General features: G+C 67.3%; 14 protein-coding genes. 4 read left to right on the forward strand and 10 right to left on the reverse strand.

From position 1 onward, the window contains the following. Positions 1-158: 158 nt before the first annotated feature. Both AC1HIY_RS14080 and AC1HIY_RS14085 read left to right on the forward strand, forming a co-directional pair. Positions 159-1415 (forward strand): DUF1501 domain-containing protein, encoded by a 1257-nt coding sequence (locus AC1HIY_RS14080; protein WP_479577388.1) that lies wholly within the window; start codon positions 159-161, stop codon positions 1413-1415. 249 nt (positions 1416-1664) lie between these two features. Then, entirely contained in the window at positions 1665-2672 is a 1008-nt protein-coding gene (locus AC1HIY_RS14085; protein WP_479577391.1) for a hypothetical protein, read from the forward strand. Positions 2673-2681: 9 nt separating this feature from the next. Here AC1HIY_RS14085 and AC1HIY_RS14090 read toward each other — a convergent pair whose 3' ends face one another. From AC1HIY_RS14090 to AC1HIY_RS14100, 3 genes are all read right to left on the reverse strand, one after another. After that, the gene (locus AC1HIY_RS14090; protein WP_479577393.1) at positions 2682-3647 is read right to left on the reverse strand and encodes a DUF4249 family protein; all 966 of its coding nucleotides are present in this window, start codon (positions 3645-3647) and stop codon (positions 2682-2684) included. A 20-nt stretch (positions 3648-3667) separates the two neighbouring features. After that, positions 3668-5914, reverse strand: a complete 2247-nt coding sequence (locus tag AC1HIY_RS14095) for a TonB-dependent receptor (RefSeq protein WP_479577396.1) — start codon at positions 5912-5914, stop codon at positions 3668-3670. 101 nt (positions 5915-6015) lie between these two features. Further along, positions 6016-6984, reverse strand: a complete 969-nt coding sequence (locus tag AC1HIY_RS14100) for a glycerophosphodiester phosphodiesterase (protein WP_479577399.1) — start codon at positions 6982-6984, stop codon at positions 6016-6018. Positions 6985-7402: 418 nt separating this feature from the next. Between AC1HIY_RS14100 and AC1HIY_RS14105 the strand changes: the two genes are divergently transcribed. Continuing rightward, on the forward strand, positions 7403-9796 hold the full coding sequence (locus tag AC1HIY_RS14105) for a hybrid sensor histidine kinase/response regulator (protein ID WP_479577403.1): 2394 nt from the start codon (positions 7403-7405) through the stop codon (positions 9794-9796). 98 nt (positions 9797-9894) lie between these two features. Here AC1HIY_RS14105 and AC1HIY_RS14110 read toward each other — a convergent pair whose 3' ends face one another. Then, positions 9895-11238, reverse strand: a complete 1344-nt coding sequence (locus AC1HIY_RS14110) for a flavin-containing monooxygenase (RefSeq protein ID WP_479577405.1) — start codon at positions 11236-11238, stop codon at positions 9895-9897. A 107-nt stretch (positions 11239-11345) separates the two neighbouring features. Here AC1HIY_RS14110 and AC1HIY_RS14115 point away from each other — a divergent pair, with 107 nt between their 5' ends. Beyond that, positions 11346-11780, forward strand: a complete 435-nt coding sequence (locus AC1HIY_RS14115; protein ID WP_479577407.1) for a PaaI family thioesterase — start codon at positions 11346-11348, stop codon at positions 11778-11780. 9 nt (positions 11781-11789) lie between these two features. Here the strand turns inward: AC1HIY_RS14115 and AC1HIY_RS14120 are convergent, their stop codons facing one another. From AC1HIY_RS14120 to AC1HIY_RS14145, 6 genes are all read right to left on the reverse strand, one after another. Continuing rightward, a complete protein-coding gene (locus tag AC1HIY_RS14120) occupies positions 11790-13031 on the reverse strand; it encodes a Y-family DNA polymerase (RefSeq protein WP_479577409.1) in 1242 nt (413 codons plus the stop codon). Continuing rightward, a complete protein-coding gene (locus tag AC1HIY_RS14125) occupies positions 13028-13432 on the reverse strand; it encodes a LexA family protein (protein ID WP_479577412.1) in 405 nt (134 codons plus the stop codon). Before AC1HIY_RS14125 ends, AC1HIY_RS14120 begins: the two co-directional genes overlap by 4 nt. Positions 13433-13614: 182 nt before the next feature. Beyond that, complete coding sequence (locus tag AC1HIY_RS14130; RefSeq protein WP_479577416.1) at positions 13615-14466, reverse strand: SDR family oxidoreductase; 852 nt, start codon at positions 14464-14466, stop codon at positions 13615-13617. Between the two features lie 15 nt (positions 14467-14481). Further along, complete coding sequence (locus tag AC1HIY_RS14135) at positions 14482-15669, reverse strand: lactate 2-monooxygenase (RefSeq protein ID WP_479577420.1); 1188 nt, start codon at positions 15667-15669, stop codon at positions 14482-14484. A 75-nt stretch (positions 15670-15744) separates the two neighbouring features. Then, positions 15745-17262, reverse strand: a complete 1518-nt coding sequence (locus tag AC1HIY_RS14140) for a sensor histidine kinase (RefSeq protein WP_479577424.1) — start codon at positions 17260-17262, stop codon at positions 15745-15747. A 187-nt stretch (positions 17263-17449) separates the two neighbouring features. Next, positions 17450-18802, reverse strand: a complete 1353-nt coding sequence (locus AC1HIY_RS14145; RefSeq protein WP_479577426.1) for an alkaline phosphatase — start codon at positions 18800-18802, stop codon at positions 17450-17452. Positions 18803-19139 lie beyond the last annotated feature (337 nt).

The following is a 19139-nucleotide window of genomic DNA, read 5'->3' on the forward strand; positions in this document are numbered from 1 at the left end:
CGCGCCGGGCCGCCGCCCGAGGACGGCGCCGAAGCCCCTGCCGAGGCCGCACCGAACCCGGCGACGCTCGCCCGCGTCGTCGGCGTCATCCTCGGCTCGCCCGACTTCCAGCGGCGATGACCCTTCCGTCTCCCCTTTCACACAGCGCCTCTCCGACCATGTGGACCCGAAGAACTTTCCTGAAATCGAGCGGCCTTGCCGTCTTCGCCGCCGGTCTCGGCGGATGCCCGACTTTTCTCAACCGCGCCGCGCTCGCCGCCGCGCCGCCCGCCCCCTTCGGTCGCCGCAAAGTGCTCGTGACGATTTTCCAGCGCGGCGCCATGGACGGCCTGATGGCGGTGACGCCTTTCCGCGACCCCCATCTCGCCGCCCTTCGCCCGCGCCTCGCCCTGCCCGTCGCGGGCGAAGGCGCCCTCCTCGACCTCGACGGCGCGTTCGCGTTTCATCCGGCTTTCGCCCCGCTCCTCCCCCACTACCGGGAGGGCCGCCTCGCCATCGTGCACGGCGTCGGCTCCCCGAACCCGACCCGCTCGCACTTCGATGCGCAGGACTACATGGAGACCGGCATGCCCGGCGTGAAGAGCGCCTCTTCGGGGTGGCTGAACCGGGCCGTCGGGTTGATGGGACACGACGCCACGCCGTTCCGGGCCGTCGCCCTCACCCCTTCGCTCCCGCGCACGCTCTCCGGCGATGCCCCGGCCCTCGCCGTGGCCAACCTCCGGGACTTCGCGCTTAACGTGCCCGGCCCGGAGCGCCTCCGGGCCGCCACCGGGCAGAGCCTCGAAAGCCTGTATGCGCAAACCACCGGCGACCTCCTCGGAGCCACCGGTCGCGAGGGCTTCGAGGCCGCTCACATGCTCGAGAGCATCCGCACGAGCGACTACCGTCCGGCCCACGGCGCCGCGTATCCGGCCTCCCCGCTCGGCAACGCCCTCCGGCAGATCGCGCAGCTCATCAAAGCCGACGTGGGCCTCGAGGTGGCCTTCGCCGAGTCGCCCGGGTGGGACACGCACGTGGCGCAAGGCACGGCGAACGGCGCCTTCGCCCGTCGCGCCGAGGACCTTGCCGCCGCGCTCGCCGCCTTCTGGACCGACCTCGAAGCCTACCACGACGACGTGACGGTGATGACCATGACCGAGTTCGGGCGAACCGTCCGCGAGAACGGCTCCGGCGGCACCGACCACGGGCGCGCCTCATGCCTGTTCGTCCTCGGCAACGCAGTCGAGGGCGGGCGCATCCACGGCGTCGTCCCCGAACTCGACCCCGACGCCCTCGAAGACCGCCGCGACCTGCCCGTCACCACGGACTTCCGCGCCGTCTTCTCCGAAGTGGCCGGACGACACCTCGGGCTCACCGACGACGAAGCCCTCTTCCCCGGATGGCGCGGCGCGCGCCTGCCGCTCTTCCGGTCCTGACCCGAAACGATGGCTGCAAACGAGCGCGCCCCCTCCTTCCGGATTCGCCACACGCCCCGTGGGGGTTTGCCCGTCCTCATTCGTCGTATTTTCCGCACGCGCCTCATGGCGGAACCCACGTCGACTTCCGGCCGCCGACGCCGCTACTTACGGGCGTTGGAACCTCAAAAAGAGGCCGCCCCGACCGCGCGAACGTTCGAGCGTTTTTCTCGCGCCGCCGAATACCGTCTCACCTCCACAGTGTGTCCTATGCATACCCGCGTGTTTTTCCTCCTTGCCGTCGCCCTCATACTCGCCACCGGCGTCACGTATGGACAGAAAGGCGAGCATGCGTACGGCGTCTATGAATACGTCGTCCAATCCGCCGAAGGCTCTTTCGAGGACGTGAGTTCGACCCTCGAAGCCGCCGCCGAACGCGCCGGATGGCGCCGGTTGGCCGTCCTCGAAGCGGGCGCGCCCGACGGCTGCCCGCACCGCGCTCGCGTCTTCATCCTCTACGATGCCGAATACGGCCGGCGGCTCATGGAGGCCAACCGAACCACCGCCCCCTTTGCCCTCGTAGACCGCATCAACCTCTTCGAAGACGAACGCGGCGTCCATGTGGCCGTCGTCAACCCGCACGCGATCCTCCGCACCGTGCTCATGGACGACGTCGCGTTCGAGGATCTCGCCGAGTCGCATCTTCAGGCCCTCCGCACCATGATCACCGAAGCCGTTCCGGGCGAAGTCAGCGCGCGCGACTTCGGTAAAATCCGAAAGAAGGGCCACATCGGAAAGACGATGGGCGTGATGGCCGGCGGCAAGTTCATCGACAAGATCAAGGATGAACGCGTGCTCGTCGGTGAAGACTGGCAGGGCGTGGCCGATCGCGTACGGGAAGGGCTGCGTTCCCCCGGACCGAAGTGGGGCCTTCACCTCGTCTATGAGTTGCCGCTCCCCGAATACGAGACCGTCGTCTTCGGCGTCAGCGGCGCGCCCATGGAGGCCAAGTCCTTCTCCATCGTGAAAGCCGGAAGCGACAAATCGCGGAAGAAGTTTCAGTGCCCCGGCATTGCCCACGCCGCCGCCTACCCGATCGAAGTCGTCGTCACGCGCGAGGGCGACCGGGTGAAGGTGCGCATGGTGGACGCCATGTTCCGCATGAAGATGTACTTCGAAGACGCCGGGAAATGGGCCTTCATGAAGAACATGGGCATGCCCGGCTCCCTCGCCGACGAGATCCGCACCTTGATCTCCCCCGGCTCCGGCACGGAATAGCGCAGGAGGTCAGGGCCGCTCCGGCGGGCGAGCCACGAAAACCCGGAGTGTCACGCGCGCGTAGCTGCCGAAGACGCCGTGTCCGCCGGTGACGTGTTCGAGCACGTTCGGGATCTCGCCCGGCGAGAGCGTCGAGCCGCGCTGTTGGACGGTCTGCGAGCGGATGAAGTCGTACAGGTTGTCATCGATGGCGCTCACCGAGATGCGCGTCGGGCCGAAGAACGCCACCGCCAGCCACGGCAGCCGCACCGTCAGCGTGCCGTCCAGGTTGAGGTCATAATTGCCCTCATTGATGATGTTCGACTCGTTCACGACGAACTCGGCGAGGTCGTCTTCCACGTCGCTGCCGGTCGTATCGACGAGGTCGCTGTAGAAGGGCGTCAGCCGGGTCGGTCGCGGGTCGAGCGCCTCGATGGAGAAGATGTAGAAGCTTTGCCGCCCCGGATAGCGGCTCGGCGTCACCTGCACCTCATACTGTTCCGGGCTTTGATAGACCACCGTGTCGGCCCCGGCGGCGACCACCTCGAAGGCGCCCGGGACCAGCGTCTGCGCCGTCAGTTGCGCGCCCGTGGCGGGGTCGGTGATCTCCAGTCGGTACGTGCGCAGCGGCTCGACGCGGTGCCCGAAACGGGACACGTAGATGCCGCGCGCGCCCGGCGCCTCGCGGTAGGGAAACGCGCTCTCGATCTCACCCGCCTCATCGAGCAGAAACACGCGCACCTGTGCCTCGGAGACCCCGACCGCCGAGGCGTCGAACGTCGCGTTCACGGACACGGTCCGCGTCAGCCGCACCGGCTGAAGCAATTCGCCCGCCACCTGATACGACTCCACGACCAGTTCAGGCGTGTGATCCGGCGTCACCGTCCCGTCGCAGGCGGCGAGGAAGACGAGCCCGATCGTGAGCGCGCGCGCCCATCCGCCCCGGACGCGGGCCGCCCGGCCTTTCGTTCGCTCGTAGACGCCGTTTCGGTTCATCTGCTCACAACCGGTCTTTGTTAAAATCGAAGCGTGAAGGCAAGGTTCGGGATCGGCACCGGGATCTGTGGAATCTCCCTTCGCTCGACATTGCCTTCGGCTTTGAACTCGAAAAAGTAGAACCACACGTTCCGGCGGGCATACGCGTTGATCACTTGCACCTGCAGTTCGTAATCCGCGAAGCCGAAGAAGCGCCCGCGGCGGCTCGCGCCCACGTCGAGGCGATGATAGGCGGGCAGGCGCGCCTGGTTGAAGGGACTCACGAGCACGTCGCGGCGTCGGGAGCCGAAGGGGTTGTCGATGAGGCGATACTGGGAAGCAGGCTCGGTGTACGCCTGCCCCGTCGCATACGTGAGCACGCCCGTGAGCCGCCATGCCCGCGACAGGTCATAGTTGACGACGAGGTTCAGTTCGTGCGTGCGGTCGTACTTCGGCGGGAAGAACTCGAAGTCGTTCAGGTCGGGGAAGCGCCGCCGCGTCACCCCGAAGGTATAGCCGAGGAAGCCGTTGAAGCGCCCGCGCGTCTTTTCGAGAAAAAGCTCACCGCCGTAGGCGAAACCCTCGCCGAAGTGAAACAGGTCGGCATAGTCGAACCCCGCCGCATCGGGCAGGAACGGGTCGAGTTCGAAAAGGTCCTCCATGTTCCGGTAATAGACCTCCACGTCGACGTTGATGCCGTGCCCGGCGCTCGTTTTCACGCCGGCGACGAACTGATCGCCATAGGCGGGCGGCACGCCGTTGTCCGTCGTCAGCCAGATATCGAAGCCGGTGAAGACCTCGCTCGTGATGAGCGTCAGAAACTGATAGTACCGCCCGTATCCGAATTGCAGGCGCACGGCGTCGCTCGGGCGGTGCTCCACGGAGAAGCGCGGCTCCAGCCGGAAATATTGCCCTTCCCCGAAATAGTTGGCCCGCAGCCCGCCCTGGAGGGTCCACGCCGGGGACGGGCGATAGGTCTCTTGCACGTAATAGGAGCCGTACGCGGTGTGCGTGCGCTCATCGAGGGTCACCGCGCCGTCGAAGCGGTTGCGCAGGCGAAACGTGAACAGCCCCGCCCAGAAGCCCCCCTCCACGGTGTGTCGCTCGTTCGGGATGTACTCGAAATCCCCTTTGGCCGAGACGTCGTATACCGTGTTCTCCCGCTCGATGGGCGTGCCTCCGATGTCGAACGAAGGCTCGCTGAGATAGCGGGAAGCCGTAAAGGTGAAGTTCGAGAAGAGCCGCTGCGAGAAGATGTGCGTCCAGTTCAGGCTCCCGGTGCGGTTGCCGTATCCGAGTCTGAGGCGCGCGTCGGCGAAGAGGGGCAGGTTGAGGCGGTCGCGCCCGGCGTAGAAGGCGAGCGAGAGGCGGTCGTTCACGGAGGCGTCGAAGTTGACCTTGCCGTTGACGTCGATGAAGTGGAACGCATCGGGGATGCCGTCGATGTCTTGTCCGCGCAGGACGGCCAGGAGCGGTTCGAGCGTCGAGCGGCGGACGGCGAGCATCCACGAGCCCTTCGCATACGGTCCCTCGGCGATGGCGCGCGAGGCCAGCAGACCAAGGCTCACCCCGCCCTGCGTCCGGCGACGGTTGCCGTCCTTGTTGTAGATGTCCACCACGGCGCCGAGCCGCCCGCCGTACTCGGCCGGATAGCCTCCTTTGTACAACCGCACGTCTTTGATGGCGTCCGGGTTGAACGTGGAGAAAAAGCCGAAGAAATGGCTCGGGTTATAGACCGTGGTGCGGTCGAGGAGGATGAGCGTCTGATCCGGACTGCCGCCCCGGATGTAGAGGCCGCTCGAATAGTCGGAGGCCGCCTTCACGCCGGGCAAAAGCTGGAGCGAACGGAACACGTCCGGCTCCAGCACGGCCGGCACGCGCCGAACGACGTCGGTCTCCAGGCGCGCCGCCCCGATCCGCCGGACTTCCTCTTCGGACTCCCGCTCGGCCGTCACCTCGATCTCTTCGAAGACCAGTCCCTCCGGCATGAGCGCGACGTCGAGGCGGCGATGCTCACCCGGCGCAAGCGTGATCGCGGTGCGGCGCTCTTCATAACCGATGTACGAGACGACGAGCGTGTACGCGCCCGGCGCGACGTTCGTCAGCGTGTAATAGCCCGCTTCGTTCGTGGCCGTCCCGTACGGCGTGCCCGCGAGCGCCACGTTCGCCAGGAGGAGCGTCTCGCCGGACGTCGCGTCGGTGACGAAGCCGCTCACGGACGCGTTCTGTCCCCATGCCGGCGCCGCCCAGACCGCCAGCATCGCCATCCACCCGATCACCTTTCGCATGCCTGTCCAGCCGATTCATGGAGACGGTACGAGGAGACAGAGACACGAAAGCCCGAGCGCCCGTTCCCCACGTTCCGACGTTTTGCCCCGCGTCCCTCGCCTCATTCTTCGAGCAAAAAGCGCGCGCGGTCCGGGTAGTCGGTGATGATTCCCTCGACGCCGAGGGCCTTGAGGCGGCGCATCTGCTCGACGTCGTTGACCGTCCACGGGATGACGCGCATGCCGCGCGCGTGGGCCGCTTCGAGCAGCGCGGCGTCTACGAGGTGGTAGTCGGGGCTGTAGACGTCGGGCGTGAAGCCGAGTCGTTCGAGGTTGGCCGTGAGGCCCGCGTCCTCCTCCTGCCCGATGAGCAGCGCCGTCCGCAGGCCGAGGTCGTGCGCGCGGGCATACTGGAGGGTGCGCACGTCGAACGACTGAAGGATGACCCGGTCGGTGATGCCGGCCTCGTCGAGCACCTCATAGAGCAGGCGCGTGAACACGTCGGGCGGCGGGTGATAGACGCCGTCGCCTTCAGGCGAGGACTTCGTCTCGATGTTGTACCACACCGGTGGCCGATCGTGCGTGCGGGTGTAGGCTTCGGCAGCGGCGATCACGTCGCGAAGCAGCGGCTTGGCGACCTTCATCTTCTGCTGGTCGGGAAAGCGCGGGTGGCCCCGGCTGCCGCAGTCGAAGCGCGCAATCTCGTCGTACGTCAGGTCATAGAGCCGGTACGAGCGTTCCTTTTCGAGCGGCACCGGTTCGCCCGAGGGCAGCGAGCAGAACGTGCCCGAGAACCACGGATCGTGCGAGACGACGACCTGCGAGTCGGCGGAGATCACCACGTCCATCTCCAGCGTGGTCACGCCGAGTTCGAGCGCGCGGAGAAAGGCGGGCAGGGTGTTTTCGGGCATCAGGCCGCGCGCGCCCCGGTGCCCCTCGACGTCGAATTTCGGCCACGGGATGGACGGGTTCGAATGCATAGCCGGGAGAAAAAGCGCCGCGCCGAAGACGAGCGCCGCGAAGACGCGCCCGCGCCTTCGGGCCCTGCGCGCCCGGACGACGGCCCCTGGATGGTTAAGAGTTCGGTGCATGGGACGATAATCTTCACGACAGTCAACCGACCAACCCGAAGATAGGCCTGCCGGTCCGAAGGTGCATAATACGACTTCACCCCGTCGATGTCGTGCTTTTCGTGTTTCGTCGCGCATATTTCGCGGAGGGCTTTCCCGTGATGCGAAATGCGCCCCACGCACGACCTTACCTCATACGTGCGTGGGTGCACCAACGTCCGTCATAAAATCGACACGGGGACGTCGAGGCGGGAAAAAGTCCCAGGCCGCAAAGGGAAGTTTTCCCCTGTCTCACATCGAGACTATCGCCTACCTTACAGGTCCTTTTCGGCGCGGTCGTAGTGGTTGAGATATGCTTCGCACAGGACGTAAAAAAAGAATCCCACGCCTCGCCGCCGGCGTTTCCGGGCAAGCTACGTCCCTGATCCACGTCCTGTACGTGGACGCCTCGAAACGCGACCGGAGTCAGGTGCACCGGGTGCTCGAAGAAGAGCACGGGGGCTTCCGCGTCACCGAGGCCGATTCGCGGCAAGCGGTCGAGGCGCGCCTCGCCGAACGCCCGTACGATCTCGTCCTGACCAATTTCGACGTTCCCGGCTTCGAGGGCTTTCAGGCGCTCGAAGCGCTCCAGGCGCATGATCCGGGCCTTCCCATCGTGATCCTGACGGGCGCCGGTTCCGAAGAGATGGCCGTCGAAGCGATGAAGCGGGGCGTGACGGATTACGTCATCAAGACGCCGGAGCGCCTTCAGCGCCTGCCGCACACGCTCCGAGCCGCCATCGAGAAGAAGCGCTTGCACCGGGCAAGGATGCGGGCCGAGGGCAAGCTGACGGCGCACATCCACCGGCAGGCGGTCGTCGTCGAACTCGGCCAACGCGCCCTCTCCGGCGCGCCCCTCGACGCGCTCCTTCAGGAAGCCTGCATCCTCGTAGCGCAGACGCTCGACCTCGAATTTTGCCATGTGATGGAGCAGGTCGAGGATCGGCATACGCTCTTTCTCCGTGCCGGAGTGGGGTGGGAGGACGGCCTCGTCGGCCACGCCATACTCCACCTGGGCCCGGACGCCCATCGGTGCTTCCCCGAGAACACCAAGCCGATCATCATCGAGCGCCTGAGAGGACAATCCTGTGCATGCACGCCGCCGCTGTTGCGAAACCACGGCGTCGTCAGCGGCATGAACGTGCGCATCCCCGGCGAGGAGCGCCCCTTCGGTTATCTCGGCGCGTATACCCGGCGACGCGAGCGTTTCTCCCTCGAGGACCTTCATTTCCTTCAGGCCATCGCCAACGTGCTGGCCGCCGCCATCGACCGGAAGCGTTCGGAATCTCGTCTGAGCCGGAGTGAGGAGCGGTATCGCCGCCTCGTCGAGAGCGCCCGCGACGTGATCTATACGATCTCGAAAGACGGGCGGCTCACCTCGCTCAACCCCGCCTTCGAAACGCTCACCGGCCACCGCATCGACGACTGGCTCGGCAAACCCTTCGAAGAAATTCTCCACCCCGAGGACGTCCCGACGGCGCGCAAGGCCTTCGCGCGCATCCGCGACGGAGAGCGCCCCCCGCCCTACGAACTGCGCATCCTGACGGCAAACGGCGGCTGCCTCGTGGCCGAGCTCACCTCGCAGCCCAACATCGAGCACGGCGTCTTCCTCGGCGTCTTCGGCATCGCCCGCGACATCAGCGACCGCAAGCGCTTCGAGCAAGAACTCATTGCCGCGCGCGACGAGGCCGAGGAGATGAGCCGTCTGAAGACGGCGTTCCTTACCAACATGAGCCACGAGATTCGCACGCCGCTCACCTCGATCATCGGCTTCGCCTCCATCCTGACGAATGAGGTCGCCGAGGAGCACCGCGAGTTCGTGCGCCTCATCGAACAGAGCGGGCAGCGCCTGCTCACCACGCTCAACTCCGTGCTCGACCTCTCCATGCTCGAAGCCGGAACCATCAAGCTCGGCTGCCGGCGCGTCAATCTGACCCTGGAACTGGAGGCCAAGGTGGCGCGCCTTCAGCGCGAAGCCGCCCGAAAAGGGCTCAAGATCCAATTCCTCCCGGCGCACGACGAACTCTTCGCCGAGATCGACTGTGCCTGCCTCGACCGCATCCTCGAAAACCTGATCGGCAACGCCGTCAAGTTTACCGAGACGGGCGAGATCACGATCACGCTCGCGCGTGAAGGCGACCGCATCGAAATCGGCATCACCGATACGGGTGTGGGCATTCACCCCTCGTTTCTGCCCCACCTCTTTGACGCTTTCAAACAGGAAAACATGGGAATCGACCGCCCCTTCGAGGGCACCGGACTGGGCCTGTCCATCACCAAAAGGCTCGTCGAGTTGATGCAGGGCGAGATCCGGGTGGAGAGCCGCAAGGGTTACGGCAGCACGTTCACCGTGTCGCTGCCGACGCGTCTCACCGCGGCCCCTCGTCCCGCCGCCGAGACGCCCGCCGAGGAGCCGCCCGCCGCGACGCCTCCGAGTGTGCTCGTCATCGAAGACAACCCCGACATGCTCGTGCTCGTCGAGCGTTTCCTCAGCCCCGCCTACGACGTCGCCACGGCGCTCGACGAGGAGGAGGCCCTGGCGCTGGCCCGCGAACGACGCTTCGACCTCGTGCTCATGGACATCAACCTGGGCCGCGCCCGCACCGGCGTCGAGGTGCTCGAAGACCTGCGGCAGGCGCCGGGTTATGCGGACGTGCCGGTGATCGCCGTGACGGCCTATGCCCTCCCCGGCGACCGTGAGCACTTCCTCCGCACCGGCTTCGACGGCTATCTCGGCAAACCTTTCACCAAGCCCGTCTTGCGTGAGACCATCGCACAGGTGCTGGCCGGATAAGCGGCCCGCTGCCCCACCTCTGCCCCGAACGATCCCGCAAGACGGCGCCCACGGGAGCACGCGACTGGAGGGCGTGCTCCCGTGCTTTTTTATCGACCTCAGGCCCCGGCGGGAGCCACGCGCAGGGCCTGTGCAGGCGCATATCGCCGACCTCGCGCCCGCGCCCGTTTCAGCGCGCGCTCGTAGGGATAATAATCGACCTGCATCGTGTGGCGCTCCGAGGCCACGTATCGCCGGTTCATGGCCCGCTCCTCGCGCGCGACGGCCCGCCGCATCGCCGCCTCCCCGGGCAACCCCGACGTGCCTTCGAGCAGGTCCGCCACCCACTCGGACTGAAGTTCGGCCAGCGGCATGATGGCGCCCAGCGGCTGAATCAACCCGATGAAGTACAGATTCGGATAATCCGGCGGGACGACGTGCAGATACAGCGGGAGCCGGTTGCCCTCCGGGTTCATGAAGCCGGGCTCGAAGAACGGAAACGCCACCCGGTAGCCCGTCGCATACACGATCACGTCGATCCGCTCTTCCGTCCCGTCGACGAAGCGGACGCGGTCGCCGTGGAGCCACTCGACGTTCGGCTTCGGCGTGATACGCCCGTGCCCGATGAGGTTGAGCAGATCCGACGAGATGGTCGGGTGCTCCTGAAGGAGCCGGTGGGACGGCGTCGGAAAGCCGTAGCCCGACTGCGGGCCGCGCGCAAGCGTGAGGAGGAGCGAGAACGTCAGACGCTGAAACCAGAGCGGAAAGCGCGACATGAGCGGCGTCGTCCAGGCGTCGAGCGGCCGGCCGAGAAGGTATTTCGGGATGACGTGCGCCCCCTGCCGCGACGACAGAAACGTCCGCGCCGCCACGCGCGAGACTTCGCACGCGATGTCACACCCGGAGTTGCCCACCCCCACGACGAGCACGTTTCTGTCTTCGAAACCGTCCGGCGTGCGATAATGGTGCGAGTGCATCGTCTCCCCCGCAAACGAACCGGGGAAGGAGGGGTACTTCGGACACCAGTGATGCCCGTTGGCGACAAGCACCGCGGCGTACCGCCTCGTGCGGGTGCGCCCCTCCGGACCGGCCACCGTCACGTCGTACGTCCCGTCCCCGCGCGGCGCGACGCGCTTCACCTCCGTCCGAAACGTGATCGTGTCGCGGAAGCCGAAGTGATCGACGTAGGCCTCGAAGTAGGCGAGGATCTGCGCGTGATGGGGGAAATCCGGATAATGATCCGGCATCGGGAAGTCGGAATACGCCATCTTGTCGCGTGACGTGTTGATGTGGAGCGACCGGTATGCCGACGACCAGCCGTTGTCGTTGCCGTAGCGCCAGTTCCCCCCGATGCCCGAGCTTTTCTCGAAGCAGTCGAACGGGATCCCCCGCTCGTGCAAAACCTTCGCTGTGGCGAGGCCCGAGGACCCTGCTCCGATGAGACACACCCGATCCGTTGCCATAGACTCCGTTTTTTGACGCGTTCTTGTTTACTTTCCATGGCGTTCGCCCGCCTTCCCGGGGATCCGCCGCGCCAAGATACCGACGTTTTCACACATTCGCCCGCCTCATGTCCGACGAAGCCCACTTCCGCAAGCTCGAACGCATGTACCACGCCGCGCCGTGCAATGCGCCGTACGCGCCCCGCCTCACCATCGGCGACGGCGTGGCGGAGGTCGTCCTCCCGGTCACGCCTGCGCTCTTTCATGCGGCGGGGGCGGTGCACGGCTCCGTCTATTTCAAGGCGATGGACGACGCGGCCTTCTTCGCCGCCAACGCGCTCGTGCGGGACGTCCTCGTGCTCACGGTCTCGTTCACCGTCTATTTCACCCGTCCCGTCTCCGGGGGCACGCTTCGCGCGAGCGCGCGCGTGGTCCATCGCTCGCGGCGGCTCCTCATCGCCGAGGCGGAGGTGACCGACGCGCGGGGGCGGACGCTCGGGCGCGGCTCCGGAAGCTTCATGCCGAGCACGATCCCGCTGGCCGAAGACATAGGCTACGCCTGACCCGCGCCCTCAGGCCGCGCGGACGACGGCCAGCTCGTCCCAGCGCGTCGTGTACCGGGGCGAGCGCCGTGCCTGCCGCATCGCCCAGGAGCGTCCCGTGCCCTCGGCGGCCAGAAACAGCGCTCCCCGCCCGAAACGCCGGTTGACCCGGTCCATCACCTCCATGAGCCGCGCCTGCCGACGGGGATCGGCGGCGACGAACAGGTCGCCCTGCACGCGATCCTTCGGCGTGAGGCCCATCAACAGCACCCCGGCCTTTCGGTACACGTATCCCGGCGTATAGGCGCGCTCCAGCCCCAGCTTCGCATACCGCACCAGGTCCGGCGCGAAAGCCGTCGGGCGAGGCAGGGTCAGCGTATACATACCCGTGCGATGCGGCCCCTCGCCATGGTATTTCGTCGTCACGAAGACGCGGAGGATCGCCGCCGCGAGCCCTTCGCGCCGGAGCTTCGCCGCCGCCCGCGCGGCATCGTGCGCGACGGCCTCGCGGATCGGTTCGAGGCGTTCGAGCGGCTCGCCGAACGAACGGCTGCACGTGACCGTCTTCCGCTCCACGGGCGCCTCTTCGAAGGGAATGCAGGCGATGCCCCGCAGTTCGTGCACCGTGCGCAGGCCCATCACGTTGAGATGTCGTCGCACCCACGGGTCGTCGGCGTCGCGGAGGCGGCGCGCCGTGGAGAGGCCTGCCGCGCACAGCTTCGCCGCCCACTGCCGCCCGATGCCCCACACGTCCGCCACCGGCACCTCGGCCAACAGGCCGTCCACGTCGTGCGCCGAGAGATCGAACACACCGCCCGCCGCCGCACGCTTCTTCGCGAACCGGTTGGCTATCTTCGCCAGCGTCTTCGTCGGTCCCAGGCCGATGGAGGTCGGGATGCCGGTGTCGCGGAGCACCCGGCGGCGGAGGCCCGCCGCCTCGTCCGGGGCGTGCAGGCGCAGGAACGCCTCGTCGATGGAATACACCTCGACGTCCGGCGTCGCCTCGCCGAGCGTGAGCATCACCCGCTCCGACAGGTCGCCATAGAGCGCATAGTTCGACGAGAAGACGCGCACGCCGTGCCGCCGGACGAGGTCGCGCACCTTGAAGAGCGGCGTCCCCATGGGGATGCCGAGCGCCTTCGCCTCGTTGCTCCGGGCAATCACGCAGCCGTCGTTGTTCGACAGCACCACCACCGGCACGCCGCGCAGGCGCGGGTCGAAGACGCGCTCGCACGAGACGTAAAAATTGTTGCAATCGACGAGCGCGATCATGGTTTGAACGTGCGGATGGCATGCGTCACCACCCCCCAGTGCTCGACCTCGCCGCTCCCGGGGCCGAGCGCCGGATAGCCGTCGCGGTCGGAGACGAGCATCCGCCGCCCGCCGGAAGAAACGAGCCGCTTGACGGCTACCTCGCCGTCGGCCGAGACGATGACGAGGTCCCGATTTCCCGGCTCCAGCGAGCGATCCACCACCAGCAGGTCGCCGTGATGCAAGGTCGGAAACATCGAGCGTCCCTGCACCCGGACGAAGAACGTGGCCGCCGGATGCCGGACGAGATATTCGTTCAGGTCCAGCTTGCGGTCGAGGTGATCATCCGCCGGGGAAGGAAAACCGGCATGCACGAGCGACAGATACAGGGGCAGTTCCCACTTCGTGAAGGAAGACGCCATGCGCGTATTTCGTATTTCGTAGCCGTGACGCGGAGTCGCATCCGATGAATGACGGGTCTAAAAATATCACGCCGCTTCGCCATGCACAAGTTTTACACATATGTAAAATCAACAACCATTCGTCGCGGCGAAAGGGGCGGGCGCGTCGGTCGGCGACGGGGGCTGCATCCGAGCGGGACGCTTCACGCGCCCATGATGCGCCGGAGGAGGATGCGGTCGCGGAGGCGATCCGGGAGGAGCCGCTGGAGCGCCCACCGCACGCGCGCCATCGAGCCGACGAGGTACCGCGTCTTCGGGCGGCGGGCCGTCAGCGCGTGACGCACGACGGCGGCCACCGCACTCGGCGGCGCGCCCCTGGCGCCCCTCCCGGCGACGAGCGCCCGCATCTTCTCCATGACCTCGCGATAGAGCGCCGTCGCGCCGGGATCGGCCTGCGCGAGGAGCGCCTCGGCATGCGCCTCGCCTTTCCCCCAGATCGGCGTCGCCACACTGCCCGGCTCGACGATGACCACCTCGACGCCCCACGGCGCGAGTTCCATACGGAGGCTGTCGGTCAGCGCTTCGAGGGCGAACTTCGAGGCGCAGTATGCCCCGACGAACGGCAGCACACTGATCCCGCCGATGGAGCCCATGTTCACGATGCGCCCGCGCGCCTTCCGCAAAAGCGGCAAAAACGCCTGGGTGACGGCAAGTTGCCCCGTCACGTTGACCTCGAACTGCCGCCGGAACGCATCGAGCGGCATCACTTCGAGCGGGCCGGCCAGAGCGATGCCCGCGTTGTTCACGAGCCCGTGCAAGCCTGCCTCGCCCACGGCCTCGGCCACCGTTTCCGCCGCTGCCGCGATGGACGCCGCGTCGGTCACGTCGAGGAAGAGCGTGCGGAGACGCGGCGATGCTTCGGCTTCGAGCGCCCCGGCATCCTCCGCGCGGCGCACCGTGGCGAAAACCGTGAAGCCGCGCGCGTCGAGGTCGAGCGCGCACGCCCTGCCGATGCCCGTCGAAGCGCCCGTGATCACCATATTCCTTTCCTGCATACCGGGTCCTCTTTTTTACACATCGCCGTCGCGGACGAGGAGGTCGCGGCAGACATCGTCGGTGGAGGCACAGCCGGAGAGGGCAAGCGTGAGGTCGAAGTCGGCCATGAGGTTGAGCGCCACGTCGCGCACGCCCGCTTCGCCGCCGAGGGCGAGGCCGTAGACGTACGGGCGGCCCAGGAGCACGGCCTTTGCGCCGAGGGCGAGGGCCTTGAAGACGTCCGCGCCGCGCCGGATGCCGCTGTCGAAGAGCACCGGCACGCGGTCCCGAACGGCCTCGGCGACCGGTGCGAGCGCCTCGAGCGCCCCGAGCGCGCCATCGACCTGCCGTCCGCCGTGGTTCGAGACGATGATCCCGTCGACGCCGTGATCGAGGGCCTGCCGGGCGTCGTCCGGATGCACGACGCCCTTGACGAGGATGGGCAGGCGCGTATGCTCGCGGAGGAAGGCGAGGTCGAGCCACGTGAGGGAGGGATCGGAAAACGTCTCGGAGAAACGCCGGATGGCGGCAAAGGGGTCCTCTTCGGGCGGCGCGGGGAGGGCGGCGCGAAAGACGGGGTCGGTGAAATAGTTGGCGAGGCCGTCGCCGAAGAGGAACGGCAGATAGGCTCCCTGAAGGTCGCGCTCTCGCCAGGCGAGGAGCTTCGTGTCGAGCGTGACGACGAGGGCGGAGAACCCGGCGGCCTCGGCGCGTCGAAGGAGACTTGCCGTGAAGTCGCGGTCCCGCCCCCAGTAAAGCTGGAACCAGCGGGGCGTCTCGCCGAGGGCTTCCGCCACGCTTTCCATCGGCTTCGACGAGACGGTGCTCAGGATCTGCGGCAGGCCGAGCGAGCGGGCGGCGCGCGCCACCGCCTCCTCGGCGTCCTCATGCACGATGCCGAGCACGCCGATGGGCGCGAAGAGGATCGGCGCGGGGAACCGTTGGCCGAAAAGCTCTACGCTCAGGTCGCGGCGGGCGACGTCGCGCATCATGCGGGGCACGATCCGCCACCGCCGGAACGCTTCCCGGTTGGCGGTCATCGTGTCCTCCGAGCCCGCGCCTCCGGCCACGTACGCGAAGGCTTCGGGCTTCATCTGCGCTTCCGCCGCACGTTCCATCGCCTCGAAGGCGAGGGGCCGCTCGGGCGTCTGCTGCTGAAGACCCGCGAGATAGATCTGGAATTGCCGCTGCATCCCCAGCGACTCGGAAGGCGGCTTACTCATCGTATCCTCCAGGCATGTGGGACAACGTCGTCTCGCCCCAAGGATACAAAAATTTATCTTAACCGGACGTCCGCCTCACGCCGCCAGCGCCATGGTCGGCACGCGGCGCATCGTCCCGGTGTGCGGGCGCGGGAAGGCGACGGTGCAATGCCGCCCGTGCGGGGCGTCCCGCCCGACGGTGATCGTGCCGCCCATCCGCTCGACGAGGCGCCGGGCGATGGTCATCCCCACCCCCGGCCCGGCGGCCCGCGGCGCTTCGGCAGGCGACGCTTCGGCAGGCGACGCTTCGGCGGGCGCGCGCGGGACGACCGTGAGCCGCCCCCCGGCATCCTGCACGTGGATGCGGACGGCCTCCGTTCCGGCTTCGACCCGGACGTGCACGTATCCCCGCTCCGCCCCCCGGATCGCGTTTTCGAGGAGATGATACACCACGCGGTGCATCCCGACGGCGTCGGCTTCGACGAGGACGGGCTCGGGGACCCCCTGATACACCAGGCGCAATCCTTTCTCGTGGGCCGACGCCTGAAGCTGCGCCACCGCATCGGTGACGGCATAGCGCACGTCCACGGTCTCGGTGGTCATCGGCTTCGGGTTCTCCTCCAGCCGCCCGAGTTCGCACAAGGCATCGACCGTCCTGAGCAACCGATGCCCGTTCGCCGAGATGGCCTCGACGAAGCGTTTGTGCGGCGGCGCTTCTTCTTCGAGGGCGGATGCATAATCCAGAATGGCCGTCAGCGGGCGGCGCACCTCCTGCTGAACGTCCGCCAGAAAAGCTTTCTTCGTCTCTTCCACCGCTTCGGCCTCACGGCGCAAGGCTTCGACTTCGACGTGCGCCGTCACGTCTTCAAAGACGGCGAGGCAATACCGGACGTCCCGGCTGAACGCGGTCAGGCTGAGGCGCGCCCAGCACGTGCTCCCGTCCCGCCGAACGAACGCTTCCGCCGGTTTCCGCCCGTCGTCGGTGGCCTGCCGCACCCGGCGCAGGCGCGTCTCCCGCGCGGGCGGTTCCTCCGCCGAGATGCGCGCGAGCGTGAGCGCCTGCAGCTCGCGCTCGACGTAGCCGAGCATCCGCTGAAGCGCCGCGTTCGCATACACGAACCGCCCCTCGGGGTCGAGCACCGCCACGCCGATGCTGCCGTGTTCGAAAAGCTTCTCGGCGGCGATTGCGCGCGTGGCCGCGTCGGCGACCGGGTCGGGCGGCTCCGGTTCCCCGGCATTCGCCTCTTCGTCCGGAACGGCGCTCCGGAGGCGCGTCACCACGAAGACGATCGCGGCTGCCGCGAGCAGAACATAGGCCCCCCACACCAGCCACGTGAGCCGCCGGCCCTCGACGGCCAGCGCGCCATAGGCGTCGGAGAGTTCGGCGCGCGCCCGGGCGGAAACCATCCGCACGCGCAACCCCGCAAGGGTGGGATCCTCATGAAGAAAAGCGTTCTCGACGTGCTCGAGTTGCGCGAGCGCGCGTTGCTGAAGAGCAATGGAAGCGCGGGCGTCCGTCATCCGTTCCGTGAAGAACAGACCGCCGATCCCGGCACAGAGAAACAGCGCGACGGGCAATCCCCGCAGCCGGCGCATCTTTTCGATGGCAATCATGGCTTGATGGCACGTTTGGTTCTGGCATTTGGCTATATCACGTATCGGCGATATTTCAGAACCTTAAATGTGCGGGCATCCGACGCGCGGTCAGAGGCTCGCGCGGCCGTCACCATTCCACGAAGAAAGACCTCCTCACGGGGGCGGGCATTCGGAACGCATACCGGCATTTCGCCGGGCGTCGAGGTTAAAGCTCGACGCCGAGCAGATCCGCAAGGAGGCGTCCGATCTCGGTGTTGTCGTGATTGCCGACGAAGCGCGCGCGCCCCGGGCCGAAGGCATACAGGTTCACGTCGACGCCCGTATGCCCGAAGGTGGTCCAGCCGAGGATCGCCTTTCGGCTGACGACCTCGTTATAGGCGCGAAAGAAGGCGGCGGCGTCCCGGTCCTCATAGGCTTCGACGAGCGAGGCGCGGCGAGGCGCGGCGAGTTCGTCCAGGCGGATGCCGGTCTCTTCCACCAACGTCTGCGCCAGGTCGCCGCCTGCCGTGAGCCGCTCCCACAGCGCGCCGTTCGAGTGTTTGATCGGTTCGAGCGCTTCCGGGCGCCAGGCATAGACGCCCGTCCCGTCGATGTTTCGGCCAAGCGTGAGGCCGCCCGTCTCGTGGTCGGAAGTCGAGACGATGAGCGTCTGCCCGTCGGCGCGGGCGAAGTCGAGCGCGGCGGCGACGGCTTCGTCGAAGGCGAGGATGTCGTGGAGGTGCGCGGCGGCGTCGTTGCCGTGCGCGGCGTGGTCGATGCGGCTGCCCTCGACCATGAGGAAGAAGCCGTCGGGGTCGTCTTTGAGCAGGTCGATGGCTTTCCGCATCATCTCGGCGAGACTCGGCTCGCGCGCCGGGTCGCGGTCGATCTCATAGGCCATGTGGCCGGGCGTGAAGAGGCCGAGCACCGGCGCGCGAAGCTCGGCGTCGAAGTCGGCGCGGGTCCGGACGATCTGATAGCCGGCTTCCCGGGCTTCCTCGAAGAGGTTGCGCCCGTCGGTGCGGCTTCCGCCTTCCCCGGAAGGCAGAAAATCCGCGGTTCCGCCGCCGAAGAGCACCTCGATCCCCTGCGCGATCTCCTGCGCGGCGATCTCGGCGGTCATGCCCCGGCTCGGGACGTGCGCGGCGAAGGCGGCGGGGGTGGCGTGCGTGATGGTGCTCGTCACGACGAGGCCGGTCGCCATGCCGCGCGCCTCGGCGGCTTCGAGCACCGTGGTGTGCGGCTTCCCGTCCGGATCGACGGCCAGCGCGCCGTTGTTCGTCTTGATGCCGCAGGCGAAGGCCGTCGCGCCGGCGGCGGAGTCGGTCACGCGGCTGTCGGCGGAGCGCGTCCGCACCGCGCCCACCTGCACCCCGTCGACGGCCAGCCCCTGCCCGCCGAGCACGTCGGTGAGGTACGTGCGCGCGAGCGTGAAGCTCGCCGGGCCGCATCCGTCGGAGATGAAAAGGATCACGTTGTGGGGACGGGTGGCGGGGGCGGCCTCCTGCTGCGCCGTGGCGCCGCAGGCGGTCAACAGAACGACGACAAAGACACTGAGAACGGCTTTCTGTACGGTCATGATCGAACGTGCTCGGGTTGGAAGGAAGGACGCGCCAAGGTACGACGCGCCGGGGCATGAATCGACAGTACGCCGGGCCGCCTCCGCCGTTTCCCCGAAAGCTTGTCGCACCGCGCGTCCCGGCCTCTCGCCGCCGAAACGCTCGGGCCGGACGGCCTGCGCACGACCTGCATGCACGTTGTGCACGAATTGCGCAACCGCCCTCCCCGTCCCCCGTTTCCGCGCCTTCCTCCCCAGGATAAATGTTCGTCTCAACGTCTTTTTCGACGTTTTCGACAAAGTGGCATCCCTTTCGTAAGGGAAAAACCGATACAGGACGCCCGCCGACTCCGCCTGA

It is taken from the genome of Rhodocaloribacter sp., from assembly GCF_056451265.1.

Excerpts from the sequence above, each read along its gene's own strand:
- AC1HIY_RS14080 (WP_479577388.1), top strand. The coding sequence starts at position 159 with ATGTGGACCCGAAGAACTTTCCTGAAATCGAGCGGCCTTGCCGTCTTC.
- AC1HIY_RS14085 (WP_479577391.1), top strand. The coding sequence starts at position 1,665 with ATGCATACCCGCGTGTTTTTCCTCCTTGCCGTCGCCCTCATACTCGCC.
- AC1HIY_RS14090 (WP_479577393.1), bottom strand. The coding sequence starts at position 3,647 with ATGAACCGAAACGGCGTCTACGAGCGAACGAAAGGCCGGGCGGCCCGC.
- AC1HIY_RS14095 (WP_479577396.1), bottom strand. The coding sequence starts at position 5,914 with ATGCGAAAGGTGATCGGGTGGATGGCGATGCTGGCGGTCTGGGCGGCG.
- AC1HIY_RS14100 (WP_479577399.1), bottom strand. The coding sequence starts at position 6,984 with ATGCACCGAACTCTTAACCATCCAGGGGCCGTCGTCCGGGCGCGCAGG.
- AC1HIY_RS14110 (WP_479577405.1), bottom strand. The coding sequence starts at position 11,238 with ATGGCAACGGATCGGGTGTGTCTCATCGGAGCAGGGTCCTCGGGCCTC.
- AC1HIY_RS14115 (WP_479577407.1), top strand. The coding sequence starts at position 11,346 with ATGTCCGACGAAGCCCACTTCCGCAAGCTCGAACGCATGTACCACGCC.
- AC1HIY_RS14120 (WP_479577409.1), bottom strand. The coding sequence starts at position 13,031 with ATGATCGCGCTCGTCGATTGCAACAATTTTTACGTCTCGTGCGAGCGC.
- AC1HIY_RS14125 (WP_479577412.1), bottom strand. The coding sequence starts at position 13,432 with ATGGCGTCTTCCTTCACGAAGTGGGAACTGCCCCTGTATCTGTCGCTC.
- AC1HIY_RS14130 (WP_479577416.1), bottom strand. The coding sequence starts at position 14,466 with ATGCAGGAAAGGAATATGGTGATCACGGGCGCTTCGACGGGCATCGGC.
- AC1HIY_RS14135 (WP_479577420.1), bottom strand. The coding sequence starts at position 15,669 with ATGAGTAAGCCGCCTTCCGAGTCGCTGGGGATGCAGCGGCAATTCCAG.
- AC1HIY_RS14140 (WP_479577424.1), bottom strand. The coding sequence starts at position 17,262 with ATGATTGCCATCGAAAAGATGCGCCGGCTGCGGGGATTGCCCGTCGCG.
- AC1HIY_RS14145 (WP_479577426.1), bottom strand. The coding sequence starts at position 18,802 with ATGACCGTACAGAAAGCCGTTCTCAGTGTCTTTGTCGTCGTTCTGTTG.